At 64.5% G+C, this 26,587-nt stretch carries 29 protein-coding genes; 12 read left to right on the top strand and 17 right to left on the bottom strand.

Translation table 11 applies throughout. The features are described 5' to 3' along the window. Positions 1-9: 9 nt before the first annotated feature. Positions 10-1,956 (bottom strand): ABC transporter ATP-binding protein/permease, encoded by a 1,947-nt coding sequence (locus tag M2427_RS12120; RefSeq protein WP_280706543.1) that lies wholly within the window; start codon positions 1,954-1,956, stop codon positions 10-12. Positions 1,957-2,157: 201 nt separating this feature from the next. Here M2427_RS12120 and M2427_RS12115 point away from each other — a divergent pair, with 201 nt between their 5' ends. Then, entirely contained in the window at positions 2,158-2,763 is a 606-nt protein-coding gene (locus M2427_RS12115; RefSeq protein WP_280706542.1) for a TIGR00730 family Rossman fold protein, read from the top strand. Here the strand turns inward: M2427_RS12115 and M2427_RS12110 are convergent, their stop codons facing one another. Genes M2427_RS12110 through cysS form a run of 4 tightly spaced genes read right to left on the bottom strand, consistent with a single transcriptional unit; the run spans position 2,764 to position 6,644 of the window. Next, positions 2,764-3,141 carry a VOC family protein gene (locus M2427_RS12110; RefSeq protein ID WP_280706541.1) on the bottom strand — a complete coding sequence of 126 codons (378 nt, stop codon included), beginning with the start codon at positions 3,139-3,141 and terminating at the stop codon, positions 2,764-2,766. A 19-nt stretch (positions 3,142-3,160) separates the two neighbouring features. Next, on the bottom strand, positions 3,161-4,759 hold the full coding sequence (gene cimA / locus M2427_RS12105; protein ID WP_280706540.1) for a citramalate synthase: 1,599 nt from the start codon (positions 4,757-4,759) through the stop codon (positions 3,161-3,163). Next, on the bottom strand, positions 4,756-5,247 hold the full coding sequence (locus tag M2427_RS12100) for a GNAT family N-acetyltransferase (protein ID WP_280706539.1): 492 nt from the start codon (positions 5,245-5,247) through the stop codon (positions 4,756-4,758). Before M2427_RS12100 ends, cimA begins: the two co-directional genes overlap by 4 nt. Continuing rightward, the gene (gene cysS / locus M2427_RS12095; RefSeq protein WP_280706538.1) at positions 5,247-6,644 is read right to left on the bottom strand and encodes a cysteine--tRNA ligase; all 1,398 of its coding nucleotides are present in this window, start codon (positions 6,642-6,644) and stop codon (positions 5,247-5,249) included. Before cysS ends, M2427_RS12100 begins: the two co-directional genes overlap by 1 nt. A gap of 293 nt (positions 6,645-6,937) precedes the next feature. Between cysS and M2427_RS12090 the strand changes: the two genes are divergently transcribed. Next, complete coding sequence (locus M2427_RS12090) at positions 6,938-7,243, top strand: hypothetical protein (RefSeq protein ID WP_280706537.1); 306 nt, start codon at positions 6,938-6,940, stop codon at positions 7,241-7,243. 130 nt (positions 7,244-7,373) lie between these two features. Further along, entirely contained in the window at positions 7,374-8,552 is a 1,179-nt protein-coding gene (locus tag M2427_RS12085; protein ID WP_280706536.1) for a DUF2865 domain-containing protein, read from the top strand. A gap of 2 nt (positions 8,553-8,554) precedes the next feature. Here M2427_RS12085 and M2427_RS12080 read toward each other — a convergent pair whose 3' ends face one another. From M2427_RS12080 to M2427_RS12070, 3 genes are read right to left on the bottom strand one after another with little or no spacing between them, the layout of a single operon-like run. Continuing rightward, positions 8,555-10,312, bottom strand: coding sequence for an NAD+ synthase (locus M2427_RS12080; RefSeq protein WP_280706535.1), 1,758 nt, complete (start codon positions 10,310-10,312; stop codon positions 8,555-8,557). Between the two features lie 16 nt (positions 10,313-10,328). Further along, on the bottom strand, positions 10,329-10,682 hold the full coding sequence (locus M2427_RS12075; RefSeq protein WP_280706534.1) for a diacylglycerol kinase: 354 nt from the start codon (positions 10,680-10,682) through the stop codon (positions 10,329-10,331). Between the two features lie 4 nt (positions 10,683-10,686). Further along, positions 10,687-12,075 (bottom strand): 3-deoxy-7-phosphoheptulonate synthase class II, encoded by a 1,389-nt coding sequence (locus M2427_RS12070; protein WP_280706532.1) that lies wholly within the window; start codon positions 12,073-12,075, stop codon positions 10,687-10,689. A gap of 181 nt (positions 12,076-12,256) precedes the next feature. On the opposite strand from M2427_RS12070, the gene M2427_RS12065 reads away from it, so the two are divergent. Then, on the top strand, positions 12,257-13,153 hold the full coding sequence (locus M2427_RS12065; RefSeq protein WP_280706531.1) for an alpha/beta fold hydrolase: 897 nt from the start codon (positions 12,257-12,259) through the stop codon (positions 13,151-13,153). A 3-nt stretch (positions 13,154-13,156) separates the two neighbouring features. On the opposite strand, the gene M2427_RS12060 is transcribed toward M2427_RS12065, so the two are convergent. Both M2427_RS12060 and M2427_RS12055 read right to left on the bottom strand, forming a co-directional pair. Next, positions 13,157-14,452 (bottom strand): ATP-binding protein, encoded by a 1,296-nt coding sequence (locus tag M2427_RS12060; protein WP_280706530.1) that lies wholly within the window; start codon positions 14,450-14,452, stop codon positions 13,157-13,159. Continuing rightward, positions 14,449-15,108: a response regulator transcription factor gene (locus M2427_RS12055; RefSeq protein ID WP_280706529.1), complete on the bottom strand. Its 660-nt coding sequence runs from the start codon at positions 15,106-15,108 to the stop codon at positions 14,449-14,451. The genes M2427_RS12060 and M2427_RS12055 overlap by 4 nt, the downstream gene beginning before the upstream one ends. A 226-nt stretch (positions 15,109-15,334) precedes the next feature. On the opposite strand from M2427_RS12055, the gene M2427_RS12050 reads away from it, so the two are divergent. The 3 genes from M2427_RS12050 (at position 15,335) to M2427_RS12040 (ending at position 17,385) form a co-directional block, all read left to right on the top strand. After that, positions 15,335-16,084, top strand: coding sequence for a hypothetical protein (locus M2427_RS12050; RefSeq protein WP_280706528.1), 750 nt, complete (start codon positions 15,335-15,337; stop codon positions 16,082-16,084). Positions 16,085-16,186: 102 nt separating this feature from the next. Continuing rightward, positions 16,187-16,525, top strand: coding sequence for a hypothetical protein (locus tag M2427_RS12045; RefSeq protein ID WP_280706795.1), 339 nt, complete (start codon positions 16,187-16,189; stop codon positions 16,523-16,525). 68 nt (positions 16,526-16,593) lie between these two features. Next, positions 16,594-17,385, top strand: a complete 792-nt coding sequence (locus tag M2427_RS12040) for a hypothetical protein (protein ID WP_280706527.1) — start codon at positions 16,594-16,596, stop codon at positions 17,383-17,385. Here M2427_RS12040 and M2427_RS12035 read toward each other — a convergent pair. Beyond that, the gene (locus M2427_RS12035) at positions 17,375-17,638 is read right to left on the bottom strand and encodes a hypothetical protein (protein ID WP_280706526.1); all 264 of its coding nucleotides are present in this window, start codon (positions 17,636-17,638) and stop codon (positions 17,375-17,377) included. The two genes, M2427_RS12040 and M2427_RS12035, sit on opposite strands and share 11 nt — an antisense overlap. Before the next feature lie 176 nt (positions 17,639-17,814). Here M2427_RS12035 and M2427_RS12030 point away from each other — a divergent pair, with 176 nt between their 5' ends. Further along, complete coding sequence (locus M2427_RS12030) at positions 17,815-18,474, top strand: glutathione S-transferase family protein (RefSeq protein WP_280706525.1); 660 nt, start codon at positions 17,815-17,817, stop codon at positions 18,472-18,474. A gap of 78 nt (positions 18,475-18,552) precedes the next feature. On the opposite strand, the gene M2427_RS12025 is transcribed toward M2427_RS12030, so the two are convergent. Continuing rightward, entirely contained in the window at positions 18,553-19,116 is a 564-nt protein-coding gene (locus M2427_RS12025; RefSeq protein ID WP_280706524.1) for a hypothetical protein, read from the bottom strand. 159 nt (positions 19,117-19,275) lie between these two features. Here M2427_RS12025 and M2427_RS12020 point away from each other — a divergent pair, with 159 nt between their 5' ends. Together M2427_RS12020 and M2427_RS12015 are read left to right on the top strand one after the other, a co-directional pair. Further along, positions 19,276-20,214 carry a LysR family transcriptional regulator gene (locus tag M2427_RS12020; RefSeq protein WP_280706523.1) on the top strand — a complete coding sequence of 313 codons (939 nt, stop codon included), beginning with the start codon at positions 19,276-19,278 and terminating at the stop codon, positions 20,212-20,214. 120 nt (positions 20,215-20,334) lie between these two features. Next, complete coding sequence (locus M2427_RS12015; RefSeq protein WP_280706522.1) at positions 20,335-21,285, top strand: helix-turn-helix domain-containing protein; 951 nt, start codon at positions 20,335-20,337, stop codon at positions 21,283-21,285. Here the strand turns inward: M2427_RS12015 and M2427_RS12010 are convergent. The 5 genes from M2427_RS12010 to M2427_RS11990 all read right to left on the bottom strand — a co-directional run bounded on the left by M2427_RS12010 (position 21,265) and on the right by M2427_RS11990 (position 24,036). Next, positions 21,265-21,855: a TIGR00645 family protein gene (locus M2427_RS12010; RefSeq protein ID WP_280706520.1), complete on the bottom strand. Its 591-nt coding sequence runs from the start codon at positions 21,853-21,855 to the stop codon at positions 21,265-21,267. The two genes, M2427_RS12015 and M2427_RS12010, sit on opposite strands and share 21 nt — an antisense overlap. Before the next feature lie 42 nt (positions 21,856-21,897). Beyond that, entirely contained in the window at positions 21,898-22,536 is a 639-nt protein-coding gene (locus M2427_RS12005) for a TerC family protein (protein ID WP_280706519.1), read from the bottom strand. Continuing rightward, positions 22,533-22,895: a hypothetical protein gene (locus M2427_RS12000; protein ID WP_280706518.1), complete on the bottom strand. Its 363-nt coding sequence runs from the start codon at positions 22,893-22,895 to the stop codon at positions 22,533-22,535. The genes M2427_RS12005 and M2427_RS12000 overlap by 4 nt, the downstream gene beginning before the upstream one ends. Then, entirely contained in the window at positions 22,892-23,350 is a 459-nt protein-coding gene (locus M2427_RS11995; RefSeq protein ID WP_280706517.1) for a tellurite resistance TerB family protein, read from the bottom strand. The genes M2427_RS12000 and M2427_RS11995 overlap by 4 nt, the downstream gene beginning before the upstream one ends. Positions 23,351-23,655: 305 nt before the next feature. Next, complete coding sequence (locus M2427_RS11990) at positions 23,656-24,036, bottom strand: nuclear transport factor 2 family protein (RefSeq protein ID WP_280706516.1); 381 nt, start codon at positions 24,034-24,036, stop codon at positions 23,656-23,658. A gap of 170 nt (positions 24,037-24,206) precedes the next feature. Here M2427_RS11990 and M2427_RS11985 point away from each other — a divergent pair, with 170 nt between their 5' ends. Further along, the gene (locus M2427_RS11985; RefSeq protein ID WP_280706515.1) at positions 24,207-25,961 is read left to right on the top strand and encodes an MOSC and FAD-binding oxidoreductase domain-containing protein; all 1,755 of its coding nucleotides are present in this window, start codon (positions 24,207-24,209) and stop codon (positions 25,959-25,961) included. Positions 25,962-25,979: 18 nt separating this feature from the next. Continuing rightward, positions 25,980-26,576, top strand: coding sequence for a redoxin domain-containing protein (locus tag M2427_RS11980; protein ID WP_280706513.1), 597 nt, complete (start codon positions 25,980-25,982; stop codon positions 26,574-26,576). The last annotated feature ends 11 nt before the right edge of the window (positions 26,577-26,587 follow it).

Here is a 26,587-nt window from a genome sequence, read left to right as displayed (position 1 = left end):
GAGACAAGCTCACTCCGCGGCCGCCTGCGCCGTCAGGGCATCCTCGACCGGCGGCGGCTCCCGGTTGGGCGCCTCGCTGCTGTCGGCCATCCGGGCCAGTTTCTCGCGCGCAGCCTCGGCCTCGCGCTGCCTGTTCCACATGCTGGCGTAGAGACCGTCCTGTGCGAGCAGGCTGGTATGGGTGCCGCGCTCGGCGATGCGGCCCTGGTCGAGCACGATGATCTCGTCGGCACCGACGATGGTCGAGAGCCGGTGCGCGATCACCAGCGAGGTGCGGTTCTTGGCCACGCGGTCGAGCGCGCCCTGGATCTCGTGCTCGGTGTGGGTATCGAGCGCCGAGGTCGCCTCGTCCAGCACCAGGATCGGCGGCGCCTTCAGCACGGTTCGCGCAATCGCGACGCGCTGCTTTTCGCCGCCGGACAGTTTGAGGCCGCGCTCGCCGACCTGGGTCTCGTAACCCATCGGCGCCATGCGGATGAATTTGTCGATCTGCGCGAGGCTCGCGGCTTCCTCGACCTCGGCGTCGCTGGCGTCCCAGCGGCCGTAGCGGATGTTGTAACGGATGGTGTCGTTGAACAGCACCGTGTCCTGCGGCACCATGCCGATCGAGGCGCGCAACGAGGCTTGCGTGACCTCGCGGATGTCCTGGCCGTCGATCAGTATCTTGCCGCCGGAGACATCGTAGAGGCGGAACAAGAGTCGCGAGATCGTCGATTTGCCCGCACCGGACGGGCCGACGATCGCAACCGTCTTGCCGGCCGGCACCTCGAAGCTGATGCCTTTGAGGATCGGCCGCTTCGGCTCGTAGGCAAAGCGCACGTCCTCGAAACGCACCGTGCCGGCGGAGACGACGAGCGGCTGCGCGTTGGGCAGGTCCTTGATCTCGGCCACGCGGCCGATCACATCAAACATCTTCTCGATGTCGATGATCGCCTGCTTGATCTCGCGATAGACCATGCCCATGAAATTCAGAGGCTGGTAGAGCTGGATCATCATGGCGTTGACCAGCACGAAATCGCCGACCGTGTTGGTGCCGTTGCGCACGCCGATCGCGCACATCAGCATGGTGGCGGTCAGCCCGAGCGTGAAGATCACGGCCTGCCCCGTGTTGAGCACGGCAAGCGACGTATAGGCGTGGACGCTCGACTCCTCGTAGCGCGCGACCGAGCGGTCGTAGCGTTGCGCCTCGCGCGCCTCGGCGCTGAAGTACTTGACGGTCTCGTAGTTGAGCAGTGAGTCGATCGCCTTGGTGTTCGCCTCGGTGTCGGAATCGTTCATCTTGCGACGGATGCCGATCCGCCACTCGGTCGCGACATAGGTGTAGTACATGTAAACCGCGACCGTGATCAGCGTCGCGACCACGTAGCGCCAATCGAATTGCCAGAGCAGCACGGCCATCAGCAAGCTCACCTCGACGATGGTCGGGATCAGTTGCAGGATCACCATGCGGACGATGACCTCGATGCCCGAGCGGCCGCGCTCGAGCACGCGGGTCAGGCCTCCGGTCTTGCGCTCCAGGTGAAAGCGCAGCGACAGCTCGTGCATGTGGACGAAAGTGATGGTGGCGAGCTTGCGCACGGCGTGCATGGCGACGCGCGCAAAGATGCCGTCGCGCCATTGCGTCAGCACCGCCATCACGATGCGCATGACGCCGTAGCTCGCAGTCAGGAGCAGCGGCGATGCGACTACCCAGAGGTGCCAATTGTTGGCCTGCACCGGCGCGGTGTTGGCGCCCGTCAGTGCGTCCGTCGCCCATTTGAAGCTGAACGGCACCGCCAGCGTGATCAGCTTGGCCGCGAGCAGCAGCACAACCGACCAGACCACCCGCATCTTCAGGTCGACGCGGTCGCCGGGCCAGATATAGGGCCACAGATGCGCCAGCGTGCCCATCAGGGTGGCCCGCTCCAGCGGTCCGGCCGCGGCAGCAGGAACGTCGGGCGAATGCGGAGGGCTCATGAAGAAACCTGGAGGGCCCGCCGGATGCGGGCGCGTTGCGATTAACTGTTTTCGCTCGTCATATAGAAGCTTCGAGGCTCGAGCGCACCCCGCCAGATGGCGAATCTTCGATTGTTTGTCGCCATTTACCGGTAGATTTCCGGGTAGTCCGAATCACCTGAGGGGCTTGACGCCCCCTCGCTGCAATGCATCATGGCACCAATGAGCACGATCAAAACTGTCTGTGTCTATTGCGGCTCCGGTCCCGGAACCAATCCCCACTTCACCGAAGGCGCCAAGGCGTTCGGCAAGGCGCTCGCCGAGAACAACATCCGCCTGGTCTATGGCGGCGGCTCGCTGGGCCTGATGGGCTCGGTCGCCACCTCGGTGCTGGATCACGGCGGCACCGTCACCGGCATCATTCCCGAATTCCTGCGCAAGCGGGAGAACGCGCTGACCCGGGTGCAGGAGATGATCGTCACCCCCGACATGCACGAGCGCAAACGGCTGATGTTCGAGCGCTCCGACGCGTTCGTGGCGCTGCCGGGCGGCGTCGGCACGCTGGAGGAGCTGGTCGAGCAATTGACCTGGAAACAGCTCGGCCGTCACGCCAAGCCGGTGCTGCTCGCCAATATCGACAATTTCTGGGAGCCGCTGTTCTCGCTGCTGTCGCATATGCGCCAGACCGAGTTCATCCGCGCCGGCCTTTCGGTCGATATCCTCAAGGCCGATCGCGTCGAGGAGATCCTGCCGAAGCTGAAGGCGGCGGTGGCCCAGATCGCCGAGGCGGAAAAGCAGATGGCGCCGGAAGTCGCGCGGAAACTGTAATCACTCCTGCGGAAACGTCACCGCCTCGATCCGGTTGCCATCGGGGTCGAGGACGAAGGCTGCATAATAGCGCACGCGGTCGTGTGGCCGGATGCCCGGCGCGCCATCCGATGCGCCGCCGGTCGCAAGCGCGGCAGCGTGGAATGCATCGACTTCGGCCGTTGTCTTCACCCGCAGGCAGATGTGCACGCCGCTCTCCGGCAGGACGCGCGGCATGGCTTCGCGTAAGTTGATCCAGAATTCGGGATAGGCCTTGCCGAAACCGACTGTGCGCGGGCGTGTGACGAGGCGCGTGAGTCCGAGCGCAGCGAGCGTGGCCTCGTAGAATGCGGCGGAGCGTTCGAGATGACTGACGCCGACGGAGATGTGGTCGATCATGCCCTGCTCCCTCCTCCTCCTACGCGGGCGCGCCCGATTTCACGAGCTTGTAGATCACCGAATCCATCAGCGCCTGGAACGAGGCGTCGATGATGTTCGGGGACACGCCGACCGTGGTCCAGCGATCGCCGTTCTCGTCCTCGCTCTCGATTAGCACGCGCGTCACCGCGCCGGTACCGCCGTTGAGGATACGGACGCGATAGTCGATCAGCGTCAGGCCCTCGATGTATTTCTGGTACTTGCCGAGGTCCTTGCGCAGCGCGACGTCGAGGGCGTTGACGGGGCCGTTGCCTTCGGCGGCGGAGATCAGGCGTTCGCCGGCAACGTCGACCTTGACCACGGCCAAGGCGACGGTGACGCGCTCGCCATGCGAATTGTAGCGCTGCTCGACATTGACGTCGAATTGCTCGACCTCGAAATAATGCGGCACCTTGCCGAGCGTGCGGCGCGCCAGAAGGTCGAACGAGGCGTTGGCGGACTCATAAGCATAGCCTTGCGCCTCGCGCTCCTTCAACTCCTCGACCAGCCGTGTCAGCTTCGGATCGCTCTTCTCGTAAGCGATGCCGGCACGGTCGAGCTCGGCGATGACGTTGGAGCGGCCGGCCTGGTCGGAGACCAGCACCTTGCGGTGATTGCCGACGGTCTCCGGCAGCACGTGCTCATAGGTCTGCGGATCCTTCATCACGGCGGAGGCGTGGATGCCGGTCTTGGTGACGAAAGCGCTCTCGCCGACATAGGCCGCATGACGGTTCGGCACACGGTTGAGCATGTCGTCGAGCGTGCGCGAGACTTTCACCAGCGTCGCCAGCTTCTCCGGCGTCACGGAGATCTCGAACGCATCCGAAAACTCCTTCTTCAATTTCAGTGTCGGGATCAGCGAGCAGAGATTGGCGTTGCCGCAACGCTCGCCGAGACCGTTCAGCGTCCCCTGGATCTGCCGCGCGCCAGCGCGGACCGCAGCCAGCGAGTTCGCTACCGCCTGCTCGGTGTCATTATGGGCGTGGATGCCGACGTGATCGCCGGGAATGTGCTTCGTCACCTCGGCGACGATGGCCTCGATCTCATCGGGCATGGTGCCGCCATTGGTATCGCACAGCACCACCCAGCGCGCGCCGGCCTCGTAGGCGGCCTTGGCGCAGGCGAGCGCGAAGCTCGCATCTTCCTTGTAGCCGTCAAAGAAGTGCTCGCAATCCAGCATGACTTCGCGGCCGGCGGCCTTTGCGGCTGCGACGCTATCGCGGATTGAGGCGAGATTCTCTTCCTTCGTCGTCTCCAGCGCGACGCGCACCTGATAGGCCGAAGACTTTGCCACGAAGCAGATCGCGTCGGCCTTGGCTTCCAGCAGTCCGGCGACGCCGGGATCGTTGGAGACCGAGCGCCCTGCCCGCCGCGTCATGCCGAAGGCGGTAAAGCGCGCATGGTTGAGCTTCGGCTTGGAGCCGAAGAACTCGGTGTCGAGCGGATTGGCACCGGGATAGCCGCCCTCGACATAGTCGATGCCGAGCTCGTCGAGCATCCCCGCGATGACCTGCTTGTCCGTCAGCGTGAAGTCGACGCCGTTGGTCTGCGCGCCGTCGCGCAGCGTGGTGTCGAACAGATAAAGGCGCTCTTTACTCATTGCGGCGCTCCGAGCGTCTTTTTCATGGTGGTGTTGGCGAGCCATTCGTCATTGATGGTGACGCTGTTGCGCTGCTGGGCCGTGTAGCCGCGCTTGGCGAAGAAATTCTGGGCGGTGTCGCTGGCCTCCACCGTGAGGGCCGCGGCGCCACGGCTGCCGGCGAGCTTCTCCAGCGCGTCGACCAGCATGGTCGCGATGCCCTGGCGGCTGACGGCCGGATGCACATAGAGCATGCGGATGTGATCAGCACCGCGCAGCGAGGCGAAGCCGACGGGCGAGCCGTCGAGCGTTGCGATCAGCGTCAAATCGGCGGCCAGCCGCTTGCCGAACTCCTCGGTCTCGGCCGCCGACATCCAGGCTTCCTGCTGCGCCTCGCTGTAATCGTCGCCGGTCAGCTCCTGGATGCTGGCGGCGAAGATCGCGGCCAGCATCGGCACATCGGCCGGCAGGAACGGCCGCAAGCCGGGCTTGGGATGCGCCTGTGCCATCACGCCAGCTCCCAGGTCGTCACCGGCTTGCCGTCGGCGTCCTTGCCGTCCTTGATCACGACGCCTTTGGCCGCGAGCTCGTCACGGATGCGATCGGATTCCTTAAAATCCTTTCGCGCGCGCGCAGCCGTGCGCTCCGCGATCAGGCGGTCGATCTCGGCAGCGTCGACGCCGCTCGCCTGCTGCTTTCGGCCTTCCCATTGTGCCTTGCTCTCGGACAGGAAGCCGAGCAGACGCAGCGACGCCGAAAGGCCGGCCGCGTCGGACGCATTACGCAGACCATGCAGCGCCGCAATCGCCTGCGGCGTGTTGAGGTCGTCGAGCAGCGCATCGACGACGGTCGTCGCCGGCCGGGACGGCGCAACGTCGGCCGCAAAGCGGTACCAGTCGTTGAGCGTCTTTGCGCTCTCCTCCAGCGACTTCGTGGTCCAGTCGATCGGCGAGGTGTAGTGCGTCTTCAGCATGTTGAGGCGCAGCGCCTCGCCCGGCCAGTCCGCGAGCAATTCTCGGATGGTGATGAAGTTGCCGAGCGACTTCGACATCTTCTCGCTCTCGACCTGCAGGAAGCCGTTGTGCATCCAGTAGTTGGCCATGCGCTGCTGGTGGAAGGCGCAGCAGGTCTGCGCGACCTCGTTCTCGTGATGCGGAAACACGAGATCGATGCCGCCGCCATGGATGTCGAACTGTTCGCCGAGATGCTTCCAGGCCATCGCCGAGCACTCGATGTGCCAGCCCGGGCGCCCCTCGGCCTTGATACCGGCCGGCGACGGCCAGGACGGCTCGCCGGGCTTCGACGGCTTCCATAGCACGAAGTCGGTCGAATCCTTCTTGTAGGGCGCGACGTCGACGCGGGCGCCGGCGATCATCTCGTCGAGCGACCGCTTCGACAGCGCGCCATAGCGCGGCAGTCCGTCATTGGCCGCGTTCATCGCCTGCGGCGAGAACAGTACATGATCCTCGGCGACATAGGCGAAGCCACCCTTGACCAGCCGTTCGATAATCTCGCGCATCTCGATGATATGCTCGGTCGCACGCGGCTCGACGCTCGGTCGCAGCGCGCCCAGCGCATCGACGTCGGCGTGAAACTGCTTGCCGGTCTGCTCGGTGACCTTGCGGATCGCCTCGTTCAGCGGCAGGCCGGGAAAGTCCCGCGCGGCGCGGTCGTTGATCTTGTCGTCGACGTCGGTGATGTTGCGGACATATTTGACGTGGGCCTCGCCATAGAGATGGCGGAGCAGCCGGAACAGCACGTCGAACACGATCACCGGCCGGGCATTGCCGATATGGGCGAAGTCATAGACGGTCGGTCCGCAGACATACATGCGGACGTTGTTCGCATCGAGCGGCACGAACGGCCGCTTCTCCTTCGTCAACGTATCGTAGAGGCGCAATTCCATATGGACACCCGTCGGCTGTTGGCCGGGCGTCCAGTGCTCTCAATGTGGTTTGAGAAAAGACGGCTCCAGCCAGCGAATCGCTAGCTCGTAATCTCGCGGCAAATAATGCAGATGGCGAGGAGACCGTTCATGCCGGTCATATGGGCTATGAGGCCGCCTTCCGTCAAGAGAGCCGCGAAAATGCCGCTTTATTTCCGCAAAGCGCGGCCGCCCCGCCCTGATGGTTCATCATCCTTAACCATTTGAGCCCATTCTGGAACCGGCAACTCCTCCTTTTGCCCCAAGGTGATTTCATGCGGCCCTTGCTCGCGCTCATCTCCTGCGCCTCCCTCCTTGCGGCTTCCAGCGCTCTCGCCGAGACCCGCGTCTTCATCATCGCCAACCCGGCGGATGGCTATGGCGTGGATCAGTGCCTGGCCAAGGGCGAGAAATGCGGCGCGCAGGTCGCCCGCACCTATTGCCAATCACGGGACTTTGCACAGGCATCCGCCTACCGCCGGGTCGATCCGGACGAAATTACCGGCTCTGTCCCCAAATCCGGCGCAAACTGCTCCCATGGCCATTGCGACGAATATGTCGCAATCACCTGCCAGCGCTGAATTCGCTCGGAACTGGCGGACCTTAGGACCCATCTTCGGCCCCTGAAACGACGTGACGATGCCGCAGGAAGCGGCTATGGGAGGGCGCGCTTCGGCCTCCCGGATCACTGTTGGCCGTGACCTCGCTAGAATGGCGGATATGCCTGAATTTTTGTCTCTGTCCCGTCCCCGCTTCCTCCTTGCCTGCACCGTGCTTCTCAGCGTCGTGCTCGCCACCGGCGCGTTTGCCCAGGCTGGGCCTCCGGGCGCGCCGCCGCCTCCGCCGGCCCAGGGCGGCCTCGGGCCGAACCCGATGTGCTCGCGGCTGGAGGGACAGCTCGCCGCGCTCGACCGGGGCGGCAGTAGCGACCCCGCACGCGACGACCAGATCCGCCGCTACCAGGATTCCCAGACCAAGCAGCAGGCCGAGCTCGACCGCGTCACCATGCAGGCCAAGCGCATGGGCTGCGATTCCTCCGGCTTCTTCTCGCTGTTCAACGGCCAGTCGGCGCAATGCGGTCCGGTCAACACCCAGATCCAGCAGATGCGCGCCAATCTGGACCAGATCACCGGCAATCTCGAACGCCTGCGCGGCGGCGGCGGCGGCAGCCCCGAGCGCGACAGCCAGCGTCGCTCAGTGCTGGTTGCGCTCGCGCAGAACAATTGCGGCCCGCAATACGCCAATGCCGCGCAGTCGCAGGGCGGCGGCAACTTCCTGAGCAATCTGTTCAACGGCGGCAACAACAATCCGTCGGGCGCACCGCCCTCGGATCTCGGCCCGCAATCCGGCACCTACCGCACCGTGTGCGTGCGCACCTGCGACGGCGCTTATTTCCCGATCTCGTTTGCGACCGTGCCGGCGCGCTTCCCCGATGACGAGAAGACCTGCAAGGCGCTGTGCCCCGCCGCCGAAGCCGTGCTCTACGCCCACCGCAATCCCGGCGAGGACATGAGCTCGGCCGTCTCCATCAGCGGCCAGCCCTACTCGGCCCTGCCGACCGCCTTCAAATTCCGCAGCGAGTTCAACCCGTCCTGCTCGTGCAAGGCGGCAGGCCAGAGCTGGGCTGACGCACTGAAATCTGCCGACGACAAGGCCGCGGTGGAGCAGCAGGGTGACATCATCGTCACCGAAGAGAGTGCCAAGAAGATGCAGCAGCAGCGGCTCAACAAGGGCACGCCTGCGAATGCAAAGAAGGGCGCAGCTCCGCTACCTGCAACCGCCGCCGCACCGGCCTCGACGCCGCCTGCGGATGCAAGTGCGACGACCGGGTCAGAGAACAAGCCGATCCGTTCAGTCGGTCCGGCCTTCCTGCCGCAACAGCAGAAGTAAGCCTACCCCTCGAACGCGTCGATCGAGGCCTTGCTGCCGCGCGAGACCAGCGTGTCGTCGGGCGCGGTCAGCTTCTCGCCCCGGTCGCGAAAACGGTTGGTGATGGGATAGCGGCGGTCGCGGCCAAAATTCCTGGCCGTGACCTTCACGCCAGGCGCGGCCTGGCGGCGCTTGTATTCGGCGACGTTGAGGAGGTGATCGATGCGGGTCACCGTCTCGCGGTCGAAGCCCGCGCCGATGATCTGGTCGAGCGGCTCCTCGCGTTCGACCAGCCGCTCCAGGATCGCATCGAGCACGTCGTAAGGTGGCAGCGAATCCTGATCGGTCTGGTTCTCGCGCAATTCGGCCGTCGGCGGCCGCGTGATGATGTCGGGCGGGATCACCTCGCCCGCGGGTCCGAGCGCGCCTTCCGGCTTCCAGCTGTTGCGCAAGCTTGCCAGCCGAAACACCTGCGTCTTGTAGATGTCCTTGATCGGATTGAAGCCGCCGTTCATGTCGCCATAGAGCGTGGCGTAGCCGACCGACATTTCCGACTTGTTGCCTGTCGTCACCACCATCAGCCCGGTCTTGTTGGAGATCGCCATCAGCAGCGTGCCGCGGGCGCGGGCCTGAAGGTTCTCTTCGGTGATATCGGGCGGCAGGTTCTTGAAGAGGCCGGACAATATGGTCTCGAAGCCGGTCACGGCTTCCGCGATCGGCAGCACTTCGTAGCGGATGCCGAGATGGCCGGCGAGCTCGCCGGCGTCGGCAATCGAGTGCGCAGCCGTATAACGATAAGGCAGCATCACGCCATGCACTTGATCGGCGCCGAGTGCATCGACGGCAATCGCTGCGCACAGTGCGGAATCGATGCCGCCGGAGATGCCGAGCAGCACGCCGGGAAAGCCGTTCTTGGTGACATAGTCGCGCAGGCCCAGCACGCAGGCCGCGTAATCGGCCTGGTCGCCCTCGGGCAGCTCTGCAATCGGTCCTGTGCAGCGCCAATCGTCACCGTTGCGTGCGAAACGCAAGGTAACGATATTCTCCTGGAACGCCGGCAGTTGCGCCGCGAGCGAGAGATCGCCATTAAGCGCGAACGAGGCGCCGTCGAACACGAGCTCGTCCTGGCCGCAGACCTGGTTGAGATAGACCAGCGGCAGGCCGCTTTCCGTGACCCGCGCGACCGCCACCGACAGACGCACATCGTTCTTGTCGCGGGCATAGGGCGAACCGTTCGGGACCAGGATAATCTCGGCCCCGGTCTCCGCCAACGTCTCGACGACGTTCTCGTAGTCGTCGGACTCTTCCAGCCAGATGTCCTCGCAAATCGGCACGCCGATCCGCACGCCACGCACGGTAACGGGGCCCGCTGCAGGGCCGCGCACGAACAGACGTTTCTCGTCGAACACGCCGTAATTCGGCAGATTGCACTTGAAACGAAGCGCCGCGATGCGTCCGCCGTCGAGCAGCGCGCAGGCATTGTAGAGCTTGCCGTCCTCGACCCAGGGTGTGCCGACCAGCATGGCCGGGCCACCGTCAGCAGTCTCGCGCGCGAGCGTCTCGATCGCGGAGCGGCAGGCGGCCTGGAAGGCCGGCTTCTGCACCAGATCCTCCGGCGGATAGCCGGCGATGAACAATTCCGGAAACAGCACGAGATCGGCGCCGTCGGCGATCGCGCGCGCGCGTGCGACGCGAACCTTGGCGGCATTGCTCTCGATGTCGCCCATCGTCGGATTGAGCTGGGCGAGCGTGACCGCGAAGGTGCTGAGACGTTCGGTCATGGCCGCCGTCCTCGGGCTAGAGGAATCCCAATCGCTCGATGATGGCAATGATCCAGAACGCGCCGGCCATCAGTAGCGCAACGCCGACTGCGGCCGAGCCCATATCCTTGACCCGCCCGATCTGCTTGTCGTGATCCATGGTCAGCCGGTCGGCGAGCTTCTCGATCGCGGTGTTGAGCAGCTCGACCACCAGCACGAAGGCGACCGAGCAGACCAGCTCGACCGCGCGCGTCGCGCTCGCCGCGACGAACCACGCCACCGGAAGCGACAAGATCAGCGCAAAGATCTCCTCGCGGATGGCCTGCTCCGAACGGAAGGCAAATGCCATTCCGTTGCGGGAGTTGATCGTCGCCTTCCAGATCCGCAGCAAGGTGTTAGAGCCCCGCTGCGGCCGGCATCGGCCGGACCTTGCCGGCGCGTTCCTGCTTCAGCAGTTCCGCAACCAGGAAGGCCATGTCGATGGATTGCTCCGCATTGAGGCGGGGATCGCAGACCGTGTGGTAGCGGTCGTTGAGATCCTCGTCGGTGATGGCGCGGGCGCCGCCGATGCATTCGGTGACGTCCTGGCCGGTCATCTCGAGATGCACGCCGCCCGCATGGGTGCCTTCGGCCGCGTGGATCGTGAAGAACGACTTTACTTCCGACAGCACGCGGTCGAACGGCCGCGTCTTGTAGCCTGACGTGGAGGTGATGGTGTTGCCGTGCATCGGATCGCACGACCAGACCACCACCCTGCCCTCGCGCTTCACGGCGCGGATCAGGCCCGGCAGATGATCGGCGACCTTGTCGGAGCCGAAGCGGTTGATCAGGGTCAGCCGGCCCGGCTCGTTGTCGGGGTTGAGCACGTCGATCAGCTTCAGCAGTTCGTCCGGCTTCAGCGACGGGCCGCATTTCAAGCCGATCGGGTTCTTGATGCCGCGGAAATATTCGACATGGCCGTGATCGAGCTGGCGGGTGCGGTCGCCGATCCAGATCATGTGACCTGACGTCGCGTACCAGTCGCCGGTCGTGGAATCGACCCGGGTCATGGCCTGCTCGTAGCCGAGCAGCAGCGCCTCGTGGCTGGTGTAGAAATCGGTGGCGCGCAGCTCCGGATGGCTTTCGAGATCGAGACCGCAGGCGCGCATGAAGTTGAGCGCGTCCGAGATGCGGTCGGCCAGCTCCTTGTAGCGGCGGGACTGCGGAGAATCCTTGAGGAAGCCGAGCATCCACTCGTGCACGCTGCCGAGATTGGCGTAGCCGCCGGTCGCGAACGCGCGCAAAAGGTTCAGCGTCGCAGCCGACTGGCGATAGGCCATCAGTTGGCGCTGCGGATCGGGAATGCGCGCGTCCTTGGTGAAGGCGATGTCGTTGACGATGTCGCCGCGGTAGCTCGGCAGCTCGACGCCGCCCACCTTCTCGGTCGGCGACGACCGCGGCTTGGCAAACTGGCCGGCGATGCGGCCGACCTTCACCACCGGCACCGCGCCGGCATAGGTCAGCACCACCGCCATCTGCAGCAGCACGCGGAAGAAGTCGCGAATGTTGTTGGCGCCGTGCTCGGCAAAGCTTTCGGCGCAGTCGCCGCCCTGGAGCAGGAAGGCATCGCCGGCCGCAACGCGGGCCAGCGCCTTCTTCAGGTTGCGCGCCTCGCCGGCGAACACCAGCGGGGGAAAGGTCGCAAGCTGCGCCTCGACGTCGGCCAGGGCCTTGGCGTCGGGATAATCGGGCACCTGTAGCACCGGCTTGCTGCGCCAGGACTCGGGCGTCCACCGCTCGGACATCGCAATCTCTCCGTGAAGCAAAAAGTGCAACCTGATCTGTGGGTTGCGAGGGCCGCCTTATACACAGGCTGGCGCGACACCGCCAGTTGTAAATCCATTTCGCAATGCAAACCCTTGCGGGCAAAGCCGAATTCGCATTTGCTAGGAAGCACAGAGGAAACCGGCAAGACACCTTCTATCCATGGACGCGCCACTGGACGACGTTTTCATCGACGAGATCAGCTTCCCGGCGACCGACGGGTATGCGCTGACCGGCACCCTGTTCCTGCCGCGCGGTGCGAAGCGTCATGCCGTCCTGATCAACTCGGCGACCGCCGTCCCGCGCAAGATCTACAAGGGCTTTGCGTCCTATCTCGCCCATCGCGGCTGCGCGGTGCTCACCTATGATTATCGCGGCATCGGCGACTCCCGGCAGCCGGCGATGGTCGGCTACAACCAGCCGAAATCGCTGGTCGGCTTCAAGGCCTCGATGTCGGACTGGGCGGCGCAGGATGTGACCGCCGCGGTGCGCTGGATGCGCGAGCGCTATCATGGCCTGCCTCTCGCTTACGTCGGCCACTCCTTCGGCGGCCAGGCGCTCGGGCTGATCGAGAACAACAGCGAAGTTTCGCGCGCGGCGTTCGTGGCCTCGCAGGCCGCGACATGGCAGCTGATGACGTCGCCGGAGAAATATCGCGTGTTCGCCTTCATGAACCTCATCGGCGTGCCGCTGGTCCACGCGCTCGGCTATGCACCGGCCTGGGCCGGCATCGGTGAGGATCTGCCCAAGGGCGTTTTCCTGCAATGGGCCGACTGGGTCTCGAGTCCGCGCTATCTGTTCGACTCCAAATTGCCGGCGCTGGAGAACTTCGCAAAATTCAAGGGCGAACTGCGCGCGCTGTGTTTTTCCGACGATCCCTGGGCGACGCGGCCGGCGGTCGAATTGCTGACGTCCGGCTTCACCGCAATCAAGCCGGAGGTGCTGACGGTGAAGCCGTCCGATGTCGGCGCCAAGGCGATCGGCCATTTCGGCTTCTTCCGCCCCGAGCACCGCGACACGTTATGGCGCGGCGTTGCCGAATGGATCCAGGGGGAGTGAGAATCAAGCCGCCACTGCGGGTAGCCTGACCAAAACCCGCAGTCCGGTGCATCCATCATCGGCAACGTTCACAGCCTCGATCGATCCGCCAAGTCGATCGACGATCCGCTTGACGATCGACAGGCCGAGGCCAACACCATCTCCTTCCGGGCGCTGGCCGCGAAAGAACGGCTCGAAAATCCGGCTGATCTCCTCGGGCGCAACTCCCGGCCCGCTGTCCTCGATCTGCAGGATCGCTGCGCCGCTGTCGCGATAGACCCAGGCATCGATCCGTCCGCCCCGCGGTGTGAAGCGCAGCGCATTGTCGAGAAGATTGCGGGCAAGAGCGGCGAGCATCACGGCTTCACCACGGATCCATGCGGGTTCGAGGCGGGCAAAGCCGAGATCGATACCGCGATTGGCAGCCTCGGGCAGAAGGCCGGCGACGACCTCTCTCGCGATCTCGTCCAGCTTCACGACGGACATTGTCGTGGTGTCATCCTGCCCCGCATCCTGCCTCGCGAGCGAGAGCAGTTGATCGAGCAGATGTCTCGTCCTGCCGATGCCCTGCCGGAGCGTTGCGACACGGTCGCGCGCGCTCTGGGATAGATCGACCGGATCAAGATTCTCCACCTGCAAGCTCAGCGCTGTGATTGGTGTGCGCAATTCATGGGCGGCGTCCGCAACCAAGCGGCGCTGCTGATTCATCAGGAGATGCTCCCGCTGCAACAATCCGTTGATGGAGGCGACGAACGGATGCAGCTCGCTCGGCATCTGCTCGGCTGGCAGCGGCGTCATGTCATCGGCACGACGTCGATCGAGATCGCCCGCCAAACGAACCATCGGCCGCAACGAGCGCGCAATGACGATCGCGGTTACCAGCAGCAGACAGGGAATGAGCGCCGCTATCGGCAGCACCGTGCGGAAGGCCATGTCGCTCGCGATCTCGTCGCGCACGGAGGTGCGCTGCGCGACAGCGAACCTGGTGCCATCCGGCCGGGTCCGCAGCAGCACGCGGATCGGCCGTCCCTGTCGGGTCGCCAGCGCGAGGCCATCCTTGAGGCTCCAGAGGTTTGCGTCATCCTCGGATGCCTGGTCGATCAGCCACACCTCGGCGTCTTTGTCCACACCACGCAGCTCCCGGCCGCCGGTAAGACTGCCTGACAGCACGAGACCTGCGATCTGGATCAGGACCGAGTCCTGCATCTCGATCGCCTCGTCGAACGCCCAGTGATAGGCGAACAGACCGCCGACCAGTCCCGTCAGCAGGATGATCGCGGTGAGACCGGCGAAGAGACGGCCGCGCAAAGACCTGATCATGAACGGTCCACCATCCAGCCGACGCCGCGTACATTACGGATCGCATCGGCTCCGAGTTTCTTGCGCACCGCGTGGATCAGGAATTCGATTGCATTGCTCGCGACCTCCTCGTTCCAACCGTAGAGATGTCGTTCCAGCTCGGCGCGCGACAGGATCGCGCCGGGTCGTGCGAGCAGCGCCTGAAGCAGCGCGAATTCGCGGGCGGTCAGCACCGCGGATTTCGTCAAATACGAGGCCTCCCGGCTCGCGGGGTCCAAACGGAGCACTCCATTGCCAAGCAGAGCCGGCGCGCCGCTGGCTTCGCGGCGCGTGACCGCGCGCATCCGCGCCAGCAATTCGCGGACTTCGAACGGCTTGACGAGGTAATCGTCAGCGCCGAGATCGAGCCCCTCGATCCTGTCGTCGATGGCATCGCGTGCCGTCACGATGATGATGGGAAGCTTGCGGCCGTCCGCACGCAGCCGCCGCAGGATGTCGCGGCCGTCCACGTTCGGCAGGCCGAGATCGAGCAGCAGCACCTCGTAGGACTCGCTTTGCACGGCAAGCAGCGCGGTTTCGCCATCGCGAACCCAGTCCACGGCGTAAGCGGCGTCCTTCAGCGCCTGCTCGACGGCCGCGCCCACCATCCTGTCGTCCTCGATCAGCAGCACGCGCAAAAATCGATCCCCAGGCTACGCCGGACCATCCGGCCGTCACATCCTGTCCACCACGACTTAGCGCAGAGTTAGGAAGCGCCAGCAGGCCCAAATTGCGGCGAAGGCCGCGCATTCAGGAAATTTCTCGTCCCTAAGTCGGACCTAAGTCCGCGGCGCGACGGTCCCGCATCGCTTCGGCCTTGGGAGATTTCGCGTGTCGCAATATCAGGGATCTGGCGCAAGACAGATGCTGAACAAGGTTCCGGAGGTCACCGCGATCTTCTGGGCCATCAAGATTCTCTCCACGACGGTCGGAGAGACCGGCGCCGACTATCTCGCGGTGCATGTTGGTCTCGGCGCCGGCTGGACCACAATCTGCATGACCGGCTTGCTGGTTGCCGCACTCCTCGCGCAACTGAGCCGTCGCGCCTATGTGCCCTGGATCTACTGGCTCACCGTCGTTCTCGTCAGCATTGTCGGCACGCAGCTCACGGACCTTCTGACCGACAAGCTGGAAATCAGCCTCTACATCAGCACCGCTGCCTTCGCCGTCGCGCTCGCTGCGACCTTCGCGGTCTGGTACGGCGTCGAGCGCACGCTGTCGATCCACAGCATCGTCACGACGCGGCGCGAGCTGTTCTACTGGACGGCGATCCTGCTCACCTTCGCGCTCGGCACTGCTGCCGGCGATCTCGCCACGGAAGCACTTGGCCTCGGGTTCCAGCTCGGTGTCGTCGCCTTCGGCACGCTGATCGCGGCTGTCGCCGTCTCCTACTATGTCGGCGGCAATCCCGTCCTCACCTTCTGGCTCGCCTACATCCTCACCCGCCCGCTCGGTGCCTCGCTCGGCGATCTGCTCTCGCAGTCGCGCGAGTATGGCGGCATCGGCCTCGGCACGATCCAGACCAGCATCGTCTTCCTGACCGTCATCGTCGGCCTCGTCGCCTGGGTGACGTTCGAAGGCGACGGCACACGCCGGGCCGATTCGGCTCTGTAACACCGATTTCAGACTTCAATTCATCCCACCAGGAGAGACCAAATGAAACTCATCCCCGCCCTCGCCGTTTGCCTCGTGACGACGTTCGCTGGCGAGCCCAACATGCATGCAAGCCAACACATCACCTTCGTGCCGCTCGCGGAGGCGGCGACCGCCAAGCTCGGCGACCTTACGCCGTTCCGCAGCATCGTCGTCGATGTCGCAGGACTGATCGACAAGGGTGACCTGTCAGGCGCCAAGACCAGGATCAAGGACCTCGAAACCAAATGGGACGAGGCCGAAGCCGGATTGAAGCCGCGCGCAGGGGCCGACTGGCACACCGTCGACAAGGCGATCGACCATGCGCTGGAGGCGCTGCGGGCGGGCACGCCGGACGCCGCAAAGTGCAAGCAGGCGATCACCGACCTGCTGGCGATCATGGATAGCGTCGCCAAGGCCTGAGCCTTCCACGCATCGCTCCCCGCCGGTCGCGAACGACGTTTCGCGACCGGCGCAGCAAAGAGGACATCATGGACGATCATACAAAGAGCAGCCTCGTCAGTGAGAGCAAGGTCCCCGAAGTCACGCTCGGCTTCTGGATCATCAAGATCGCCGCGACGACACTCGGCGAGACCGGCGGCGACACCGTCACGATGACGCTGAACTGGGGCTATCTCGCAGGCACGTGCCTGTTCCTGGCGGCGATGATCGTTCTCGTCGCCGCGCAAATCCGTGCGCATAAGTTCAATCCGGCACTCTACTGGGCGACCATCGTCGCCTCCACCACCTTCGGCACGACGATGGCCGACTTTGCCGACCGTTCTCTCGGCATCGGCTATGCCGGCGGTTCGACCTTGCTGCTCGCCTGCCTCGTGCTGGTGCTCGGCCTCTGGTACCGCTCTGAGGGAACGATCTCGGTCAACAGCGTCAGCACGCCCCGCGTCGAAGCGTTCTATTGGGGCACGATCACCTTCTCGCAAACGCTGGGTACCGCGCTGGGCGACTGGATCGCCGACACTGGAGATTTGGGCTATCGCGGCGGCGCGCTGATCTTTGCGGCGGGACTGGCTATGATCGCGGCACTGTTTGTCTGGACCCGGGTCTCACGCGTCACGCTGTTCTGGGCCGCTTTCATCCTGAGCCGACCGCTGGGCGCAACCGTCGGCGATTTCCTCGACAAGCCGCTCGATCACGGCGGGCTCGCGCTCAGCCGACCATTCGCCTCCGCCGTCATCGCGCTGTTCATGGTGGTGTGCCTGCTGCTCGTCCCGCAGCGCGCGGGGCAGCATCCGGGCAATCACGCAGCCGAGCTTAACGGATGAACGTCGTCAGCGACGAGTAGCGCTTGTTCGGCTTGGCCTCTGCCGCGGAGAACTGCGCAAAGGCGTCGCTGACGCGGGTCGCCGGCGGCGTATCGCCGGCGAAGCGGAATTCCTGCGGCTTCGGCGCGTAGAAGCTGGCGCTGTAATAGGAATCGTCGAAGCGCGCCTCGCCGACCCCGAACATGGTGTCGCAGACGAACAGGAGCGCGTAGACTCCGACGACCGCGACGATGACCTCCTTGAGAACTGACATGCTGATGCCCCACCCTTTTGCCGTGAGGATGCACGCCGGTTCCGAAGCGGAGGTTTAAGGCAATCCCCTTCTTGTCCGCATGGTTTGCTGCCAGCGACCAAATTGCAGACAATTTTATCGATCCCGAAACAAGAGAACCGACCTGACCTTGTTCGTGCTGGGTAAGGATGGCAGTCTTGGTTGATGAGTCATTCGAGAGACCGTCTCATGCCGCGCCCGAGCATCGCACCATGCTGCTGATCGGGGTCAATCGCTCACCATTTACGCGACGCGTCGCGATCACGCTCAATATCTACGGGGTGCCGTTCGAGCAGCGCCCGCTCTCCGGCTTCGGCAACCGCGCCGAGGTCAGGGCCAGCAATCCGCTCGGGCGAATTCCGGCGCTCGTGCTCGACAGTGGCGAGACCCTGATCGACAGCGATGCCATCATCGATCATCTCGATGAGGTCTACGGCGGCGAACGGCCGCTGACGCCGCGCGACGGCGCCGATCGCCGCACTGTGCTGAAGGTCGCGGCGATGATGATGGGTGCGTGTGAAAAATGCCTTCATGCAGCCTATGAGGGCAACCACCGCCCGCCGGAGAAGGTGCACCAGCCCTGGATCGACGATTGCATGGCTCAGGCGGCAAATGCCCTTGGCGCGGTCGAAGCGATGATCACCCCAAACCAGCAATATCTGTTGCTTGAGCGCCCGACCCAGGCGGATGTGACTGCCGTCGTCGCCGAACGCCTCGCGCGCGCCCGCGGTATCGATACCGACGCTCGCATGCCCAAGCTCCGCGCGCTGACGAACAGGCTTTCGGAACAGCCATTCTTCCAGCTGAGCGAACCCTAGTTCGGCCGCACCGTCGTCTCAGGGCATCGGCTGGGTCAGCGCTCTGCCGAGCAGGCTCTGCTCGCCGTAGCGAGCCTTCTATTCATCCTTGAGCGCTGCAATCACCTGCTCGCCCGGCGTGGTCAGGCGATAAGTGACCAGCGGGCGGCTCGACGGCGGCTTGCGGTCGATCTCGACGAGATAGCCGCGCACCATCAGCGCTTCGAAGCTGCCATAGTAGCCGTGCATGCTGATCTGGTTCTGCTTGAGCAGCTTGAACTCGCGCAGCAGGCGGATCTCGTTGCCCGAGAGCAGCGAACGACGGACGCGCTGCACGAAGCTCGCGCGCTGTTCGAACCAGGCGTGATCGGGCAGCTCGCGCGCGGATGGCACGGCGTCGCGCTCGCAGGGACGCGCATCGACATCGTCTCGCGCTGCCGGCGGCGACGGTATGCTGCTGCCGACCGCTTCCCTGGCTTCGTCGAGCAGCGCGATCGGCCAGCGCCGCTTGTTGTCGACCATGACCGGCGGCGGCACGACATTGTCGCGCACCAGCTGCTCGAAGCGGCCTGCGGTCACGCCGACATAGGCGGCCGCGCGGCGCCGGTCGACGAGACGGGCATCCGGCCCGTGCTCCGGCTCGCAAGCGATCGTCTCGTTCACCCCAAAATCCCCCACCGCATCTTTGCGGGCGCGTCGCCGCGCGGGCCCGACAGGCCCGTCAGCACATGACACTAGGGTGAAATCAGCGCTCTCAAAAGGCAGAGAATTTCGTACATGTTGCTGCCGTTTCGGCAACAGCTATAGTGGCGCGAGGGTCCAATGCGCTTTCACTCACCTTCCATCCAGTACTTCCATGCCGTCCGCCGCACCGGCTCGATCCGCGCCGCGGCGCGCCTTCTGAACGTCGCCTCTTCAGCGGTCAGCCGCCAAATTCTCAAGCTTGAACAGGAGGTTGGATCACCTCTATTCGAGCGGACCGCGCGCGGCCTGACGCTGACGACGGTCGGCGAGATGCTGGCCCGTCATGTCATGAATGTGCTCCAGGATCTCGATCGCTTCCGCTCTGACGTGGCGTCACTGTCAGGCGCCTGGCACGGCACTGTCAGCATCGCCTGCATCGAGTCCCTCACCGAGTCCGTGTTGCCGGATCTGATCGCCTCGCACCGCGGCCGGGCCCGGCGCGTCAACTTCACCACCGAAGTGATGGGATCATCCGACGTGCTCGAAGCCTTGCGCCGGGGCGAGGCCGATATCGGCATCGCCATCGCGCTCAGGCATCCGCCGGATCTGCGCCAGGTGGCGCTGAAGCGGTTTCGCCTCGGTGCGCTGGTTGCGCGCGAGCACCCGCTGGCGCGCCGCAAGACGGTGACGCTGGAGCAATGCCTCGCCTTCCCCGTCATCCACGCGCTGCCCGAGCTGTCGATTTATCATCTGCTGCAGCCGTTGATCGCGCAGCTCTCCGAAACGCCTGAGCCTGCCATTCAGGCCAATTCGATCGACCTGATGCGCGAGCTCGCCGCGCGCGGCGTCGGTGTCGCCTTCCAGACGCAGCTCGGCATCGGCAGACTGTCGCGCGACGCGCAGCTCGTGTTCCTGCCGCTCGACAATGCCGGCAGCCCGGTCTGGTCGGATCTCGGTATCTATGTCCGCGCCGAGCGTACGCTGCCCGATTTTACCGAGTCGTTCCTGCAGGAGCTCGTGCGCGAACTCGGCGAGCGCGAGCGACGGGAGAATGCGGCGTACCCGCAAGTCGTGTGATGAAGCGCCGCAGTAGTTTTACGGAATAGGGCTGAGGACCTGCCACCTGATACCTTCCGCGTAATTATTCGCGCTCCTCCTGGCACCGCTCGGTATTCAGATATGCCGGTTCATCAGCTTATGCCTTCGCGCATCCTCCGCATCGAGCGCTTCTCGGATTTCGACGAGTTTCGCGCCAATGACGTCCTCGGTCTCGGCGTCAGCACGCCGCTCCGCCCGCACGAGGTCTCCCTGTCGCGAGCCATCCTTCCGCTCCAGGACGGGCTATTCGTGCTCCAACGTGCCTTCGCCCGCCGTCTCGAGGCCGAGGTCGGCACCGACCAGGGCATCGGCCTCACGGTGCCGTTCTCGTTTCACTCGATCACCAACGGGCGTGAAATCGACAGCTCCATGGTGAACGTCGTGCGCGGCAAGGTCCCGATCGACTCCCTCGCACATGGCACCAACACGTACCTGATGATGCGCTTCAACTCGGAGATGCGCCATCGCGGCTGGGCTGACTACACCAGTGGCCTCACCTACTTCCGCCCGCAGGACGCGGCAATGGCACGCCTGCGTGCCGCGATCACGAGCATGTTCAGCCTGGCCTCGAGCCTCGACGACCCCAGGGAGTTCGCGGCGCTCAACCGGCCGATCCAGGAGACGCTGCTCGCCTGTTTCGACGACACGCTGGTGTCGGCCGAAAGTCTCAGGGCACGACGAGGGTCATTCGACAAGCACCGCAAACTGATTGCGCAGCTCGATGAAGTTGCAGCGACCTACGGCAGCCGCCCGCTCTACAGCGAAGACCTCGCCGCAGCGCTCAACATCTCGGTGCGCACACTCCAGACCGCGACGCATGCGGTGCACGGCGTCAGCTTGCACCATTATCTGCGGCTCAAGCGGCTGTGGTCCACCCGCATCCAGCTCATGTCCGGCTTCTCCGGCTTGAGCGTCAAGGCCGCAGCCCTCGACAACGGCTTCTGGCACCTCGGCGACTTCTCACGCGGCTATAGAGTGGCGTTCGGCGAGATGCCCTCCGAGACGCTGGCACGGAGCCGGCGTCTCTGGTCAGACCGGTCCACGCGTTGAGGCGTGGCCGTTCTCCTTGCGGTGCCCATTCTCGCTGAGGCGGTCGACCCATGCGATGCCGATCGCGGAGATGATGAAGGTCAGGTGGATCAGCACCTGCCACATCACGCCGGTCTCGGTGAAATTGCTGCGCGTGGTGCCGAGATTGCCGGCCTCGATGAAGGTCCTGAGCAGCGAGATCGATGAGATGCCGACGATGGCCATCGCCAGCTTGATCTTGAGCACGCTGGCATTGACGTGGCTGAGCCATTCCGGCTCGTCGGGATGGCCGCGCAAATTCAGGCGCGAGACGAAGGTCTCGTAGCCTCCAACGATCACCATGACCAGCAGGTTGGAGATCATGACGACGTCGATCAGCCCGAGCACGACGAGCATGATCTGCTGCTCGCTGGCGTCGAAGGAGTGCGCGACCAGGTGCCACAGTTCCTTCAGGAACAGCAGCACATAGACCGCCTGCGCGACGATGAGGCCGACATAGAGCGGCAATTGCAGCCAGCGCGAGCCGAAGATCAGCCGCGGAAACAGGCCGATCGGCGGATTGGCCAAAGGTGCTTTGGGTTCGGACGACATCGATCACTCCAGGAAAGCCGAGGCGGGGCTCGAAGGCGGGACTTAGAGACTTGCGATGACAGGCGCGATCTCGAGCGAGCCGCGGTAGATCATCTCGAAGGCGACGTAGACGATGATGGCGAGGCCGACATAGGCGATCCAGCGCTGCTTCTGGAGCACGCGGCCGAGCAGATCGGCGGCAACGCCCATCAACGCGACTGACAGAACGAGGCCAAAGGCGAGGATGTAAGGATGCTCGCGCGCAGCGCCCGCGACCGCGAGCACGTTGTCGAGCGACATCGAGACGTCGGCGGCAACGATCTGCAACGCGGCTTGCCCAAACGTCTTGCGCGAGGCCGGCGCACCGGTCACGCCGCCGCCATGGCTGAAAGCAAGCTGGCTGGAGTGCGCAGCCTGCTCGCGCAGCTCCCGCCACATCTTCCAGCACACCCACAGCAGCAGCACGCCACCGGCGAACAGCAGGCCGATCACCTGGAGGAGCTGGGTCGCGACACCGGCAAAGACGATACGCAGCGCGGTCGCGGCCACGATGCCCACGACGATGGCGCGGCGGCGCTGCTCGGCCGGAAGGCCGGCCGCGGCAAGGCCGATGACGACGGCATTGTCGCCGGCGAGCACGAGGTCGATAAGAACGACCTGGAGCAGCGCGGTCAGCGCGTCGGCGGTGATGAATTCAGTCATGATTGGTCGTTCTTCGGAGCCGACGGGTCCAGCCAGTGCGGCTTGCGGCGCTCGATCCAGTCAAAGACCTTCGAGCGTGACGCACGCAGCGCCGGCACGTCCTCGGCGAGCAGCGCCAGGCCGAGCGGCAGCATCCAGACGCCGAGCACCGGCAGGAAGGACAGCACGCCACCGACGACGAGCAGCATCCCTGCGGGAATCCGCACCCAGCGGCTAGACGGTTGCAGGAGATAATCGACGCTGCCGGCAAGGCGCGGCGGCAGCCGATTGACGAGCGCGTCGAGCCGCGGGTCGCCGCCGGCCGGTTGGCCGGTGGTCCCCTGGTGTCTCGTCCTTTGCTCGTCCGAAGCTGCGCTCATGCTCGCGCCTTGGCGGCCGCGGCAGGCCCGACCGGCTTCGCGCGCGGCAGCACCAGCGTCAGCAGGCGCAACAACTTGATCGCCTGCACCTCGTGCGGATGCACGTCTTCGTCCGCGGCCGCGACGCGCTCCGACAACTCGATGAGATGGGACGAGAGCGGCAGATCCGACACCGGCCGCAGCGTCTCGATCACCACATTGGCGAAATCAGGCTCCTCCAGCCGTTCAGCCAGTTCGTCGAACATCGACGACAAGCGGTCATCGCTGGTGTGCGGCGCCAGTCCGCGCTCCCTGATGAAGCGGATCACCTCGTCACGCTCAACCGGCGACACGCGGCGGTCGGCGACCGCAACGAGCGCGCCTGATATCACCAGCGCCGCCGCAGCCTGCTCGCTGAAGCTATGCGGCTCGGTGATCTCGAGTTCGATCGGATTGGAATATTCGGCGTCAGACATCGTCGCTCCTCGTTCTTGCGAAATGGCCGCACGAAGCCGCGATGGGGACGATTAGGTCGGAGGGAACAGAGAAGGCCCGACGATCGGCCAATCCATCGCATTCGCGCGGGACAGGTCATCCGACATCGCGAGGTTTGCTGAGATCATCAGCGTCCTCGCCAGAGGGGCCCGGATTCTTGTTCTCTTCAGAGATAACGCCGGGCGAGCCGGAATCAAGGCGACACGACTGCGACCAGCCGCCGCAGAACGGTTCCGTCCGCGTCGTCGTTGCGAGCGCTGCGCTCGCAATGACTGAGAATGCCGATCTACCCCACCCGCTCAACCAGATGCGCGCGCGTAGGCGATGGGTCGAAGCGATCACTGAAATATTGCGTCTCGTGCGCCACCATGCCGTCGCGAAATTCCATGATGCTGACGACGTAGGACGGCACCCCGTCATATGTCAGCACGAATTCGCTCACCCAGAGATCGCCGCGACCGATCATCCGCCGCACCGTGAAGCGCTTCCTGTTCGGCTGCGCGAAGCGGCTCTGTTGAATGTTCCGGCGGCCGCGGATGCGTTCGCCGGACTGCGGATAGTCGAGCACGGCATCCTCGCGATAGATATCATGCTCGGCCTCGAAATCGTTTGCGTCCGAAGCGTCCCAATGGCGCCGGAGCGCCGTCAGCGTGGCCTGATCGTCCATCTCGGTCTCCCGCCTTGCAGTTTCTGCGCTCTAGATCGGCGTGCAGGCAGACGAGGACAAGGCGGTCTCGCAACGTCTAACAACGACTAACAGGTCAAAAAGCCGGCGAGGATGCAGATTGACGCTGCGGCGATCCGAATTCGCCGTGCCAATCGCACCGAGGAACGAGTATGGCACGATTGCTGTCCATCAATGTCGGCCTTCCGCGCGACATCGCCTGGCAAGGCAGGACGGTCCATACTGGTATCTGGAAGGCTCCCGTCGAGGGCCCGCGCAGGGCGCGCCGGCTCAATATCGAAGGCGACGGCCAGGGCGACGTTGCGGGTCACGGCGGCGAGCAGCGCGCCGTGTACGTCTACCAGGACGAGTCATATCGCTACTGGCAAGAGCATCTCGGTCGGTCGAACTTCGTCCGAGGTCAGTTCGGGGAAAACTTCACCGTCGCAGGCCTTGCCGATACCGAAGTCTGCATCGGAGATCGCTACAGGATCGGCTCTGCCCTGTTCGAGGTCACGCAGCCGCGCGTGACCTGCTACCGGCTCGGCATTCGTATGGAGGAGTCCGATATGGCTGCGCTGCTAGTCAAGCACGGCCGCCCTGGTTTCTATTTTCGTGTGATCGAGGAAGGTGACGTCGAGGCCGGCGATGAGATCGCGCGGGTCGCCAGCGGCCCTGAAAGCATGAGCGTGTCTGAGATCAACGCGCTGCTTTATCTGCCGCCTCACCCACGTGAAAGTCTCGAACGTGCACTGCGGATTCCCGCACTGAGCCGCGGCTGGCGTCGTTCCTTCGAGGCGTTGCTCGCGCAAACAAACAATCCGGCTGGAGGAAATGCCGGGCTCGGCCCGGCCGCGAGCGCCTCGCTGGCCTGGCGCGGCTTCCGCCCATTTCGCGTCTCGCGCAAGATTGTCGAAAGTAGCAACGTCACGTCGCTGATTCTCGAACCGGCGGACGGACATCCAGCTGCCGTCGCCCTACCCGGTCAGTTCGTCATCATCGGGCTCGGGCCTCCTGCGACCCCTGCGATGGTGCGCAGCTATTCACTATCGAGCCATGGCGACGCAGCGTCCTATCGCCTTAGCATCAAACGCGACGAGCACGGCACCGCCAGCACATACGTCGCCGACGAGCTCCGACCCGGCGACGTCGTGCAACTAGGCGCGCCGCGCGGTAGTTTTACGCTACGACAAGATACGCGGCCCGTCGTCCTGTTGAGTACCGGCATCGGTACGACGCCGGTGCTCGCCATGCTTCACGCGCTCGCGGCGGAAGGATCGTCGAGAGACATCTGGTGGCTGCACGGTGCCCGCAACGGCCGCGAACATGCCTTCGCATCCGAGGTGCGCGAACTTCTGGCCAAGCTGGCTCACCATCACAGCCATGTCTGCTACAGCAACCCTGATCCCGGCGATCGGCTAAAGATGGATTTCGACAGCGCCGGACATCTGGATGCGGCTCTGCTCCTGCAACTCAACGTGCCGCAAGATGGCGACTTCTATCTGTGCGGATCGGCCGCCTTCATGAGCAACCTCACGACCGGCCTCCGCGCATGGGACATCGCGCCCGATCGCATCCACACTGAGTTGTTCAGCGCCGGGCCGTCGCTGACGCCAGGCATCGCGGCTTCGCCGAACAGGCCGGCGCACGCGCCGCCAGGCCCACCCGGCATCGGGCCTATGGTGTCCTTCGCTCGCAGCGGCCTCAATGTCCGCTGGGGACCGTCATACGCCAGCCTGCTCGAGCTCGCAGAGGCCTGCGAGGTTCCCGTGCGCTGGTCATGCCGGACGGGGGTTTGTCACAACTGCGAGAGCGGGCTCGTTGCCGGGGACGTCAGCTATCGACCCGGTCCGCTCGACGCGCCCGCGGACGGAAATGTCCTGATCTGCTGCGCTCACCCGCAAAGCGACGTCGTCATCGATCTCTAAGACACGGGAGAGAGTCCTATGCGAAGTGACATGATGCCGGGAGCAACCTTCCCGGATTACCAACTCAGCGACCATACCGGCAAGCACCGCAAGCTCTCTGAGCTGCAGGGCATCGATCCCATGATCGTCGTCCTCGGGCGCGGCGGCTTCTGCCCGAAGGACCGCCGTCAGACTGAGGGGCTGGTGCAGCTCTATCGCGAGATGGAAGTCGGCTACTGCCGGCTGGTCACCATCACCACGGACAACATCACCCAGACCAACGAATATCGCAGCGGCGCCGGCGCGCACTGGCCCTTTCTTTCCGATACCAGGCGCATCATCCAGAAGGACCTCGATATCGCCGAATACACCGATCCTGTTCACAACCCGATCATCCCGCATATCATCGTGCTGGAGCCAGCCTTGCGCATTCACAAGATCTACAACGGCTACTGGTTTTTCGGTCGCCCAACCATTGAAGAGCTTCGCTTGGATCTCAGAGCCGTCAGCATGATCTGCCGCCCGGATTGGGACATCACGGCACCCGGATTCAGCGCCCAATGGGATCAGGGTAGCAAGGAGCATTTCTATCCCTACGGCAAGACTTACGTCGAAACGCTCGGCCAACAGGATTAGAAACACATTCC

It is taken from the genome of Bradyrhizobium sp. BR13661 (assembly GCF_029892425.1).
In the GTDB taxonomy this organism is placed as follows: domain Bacteria; phylum Pseudomonadota; class Alphaproteobacteria; order Rhizobiales; family Xanthobacteraceae; genus Bradyrhizobium.
The sequence above is the reverse complement of the archived record's forward strand: the minus strand, read 5'-3'. Positions and strand labels throughout refer to the sequence as shown.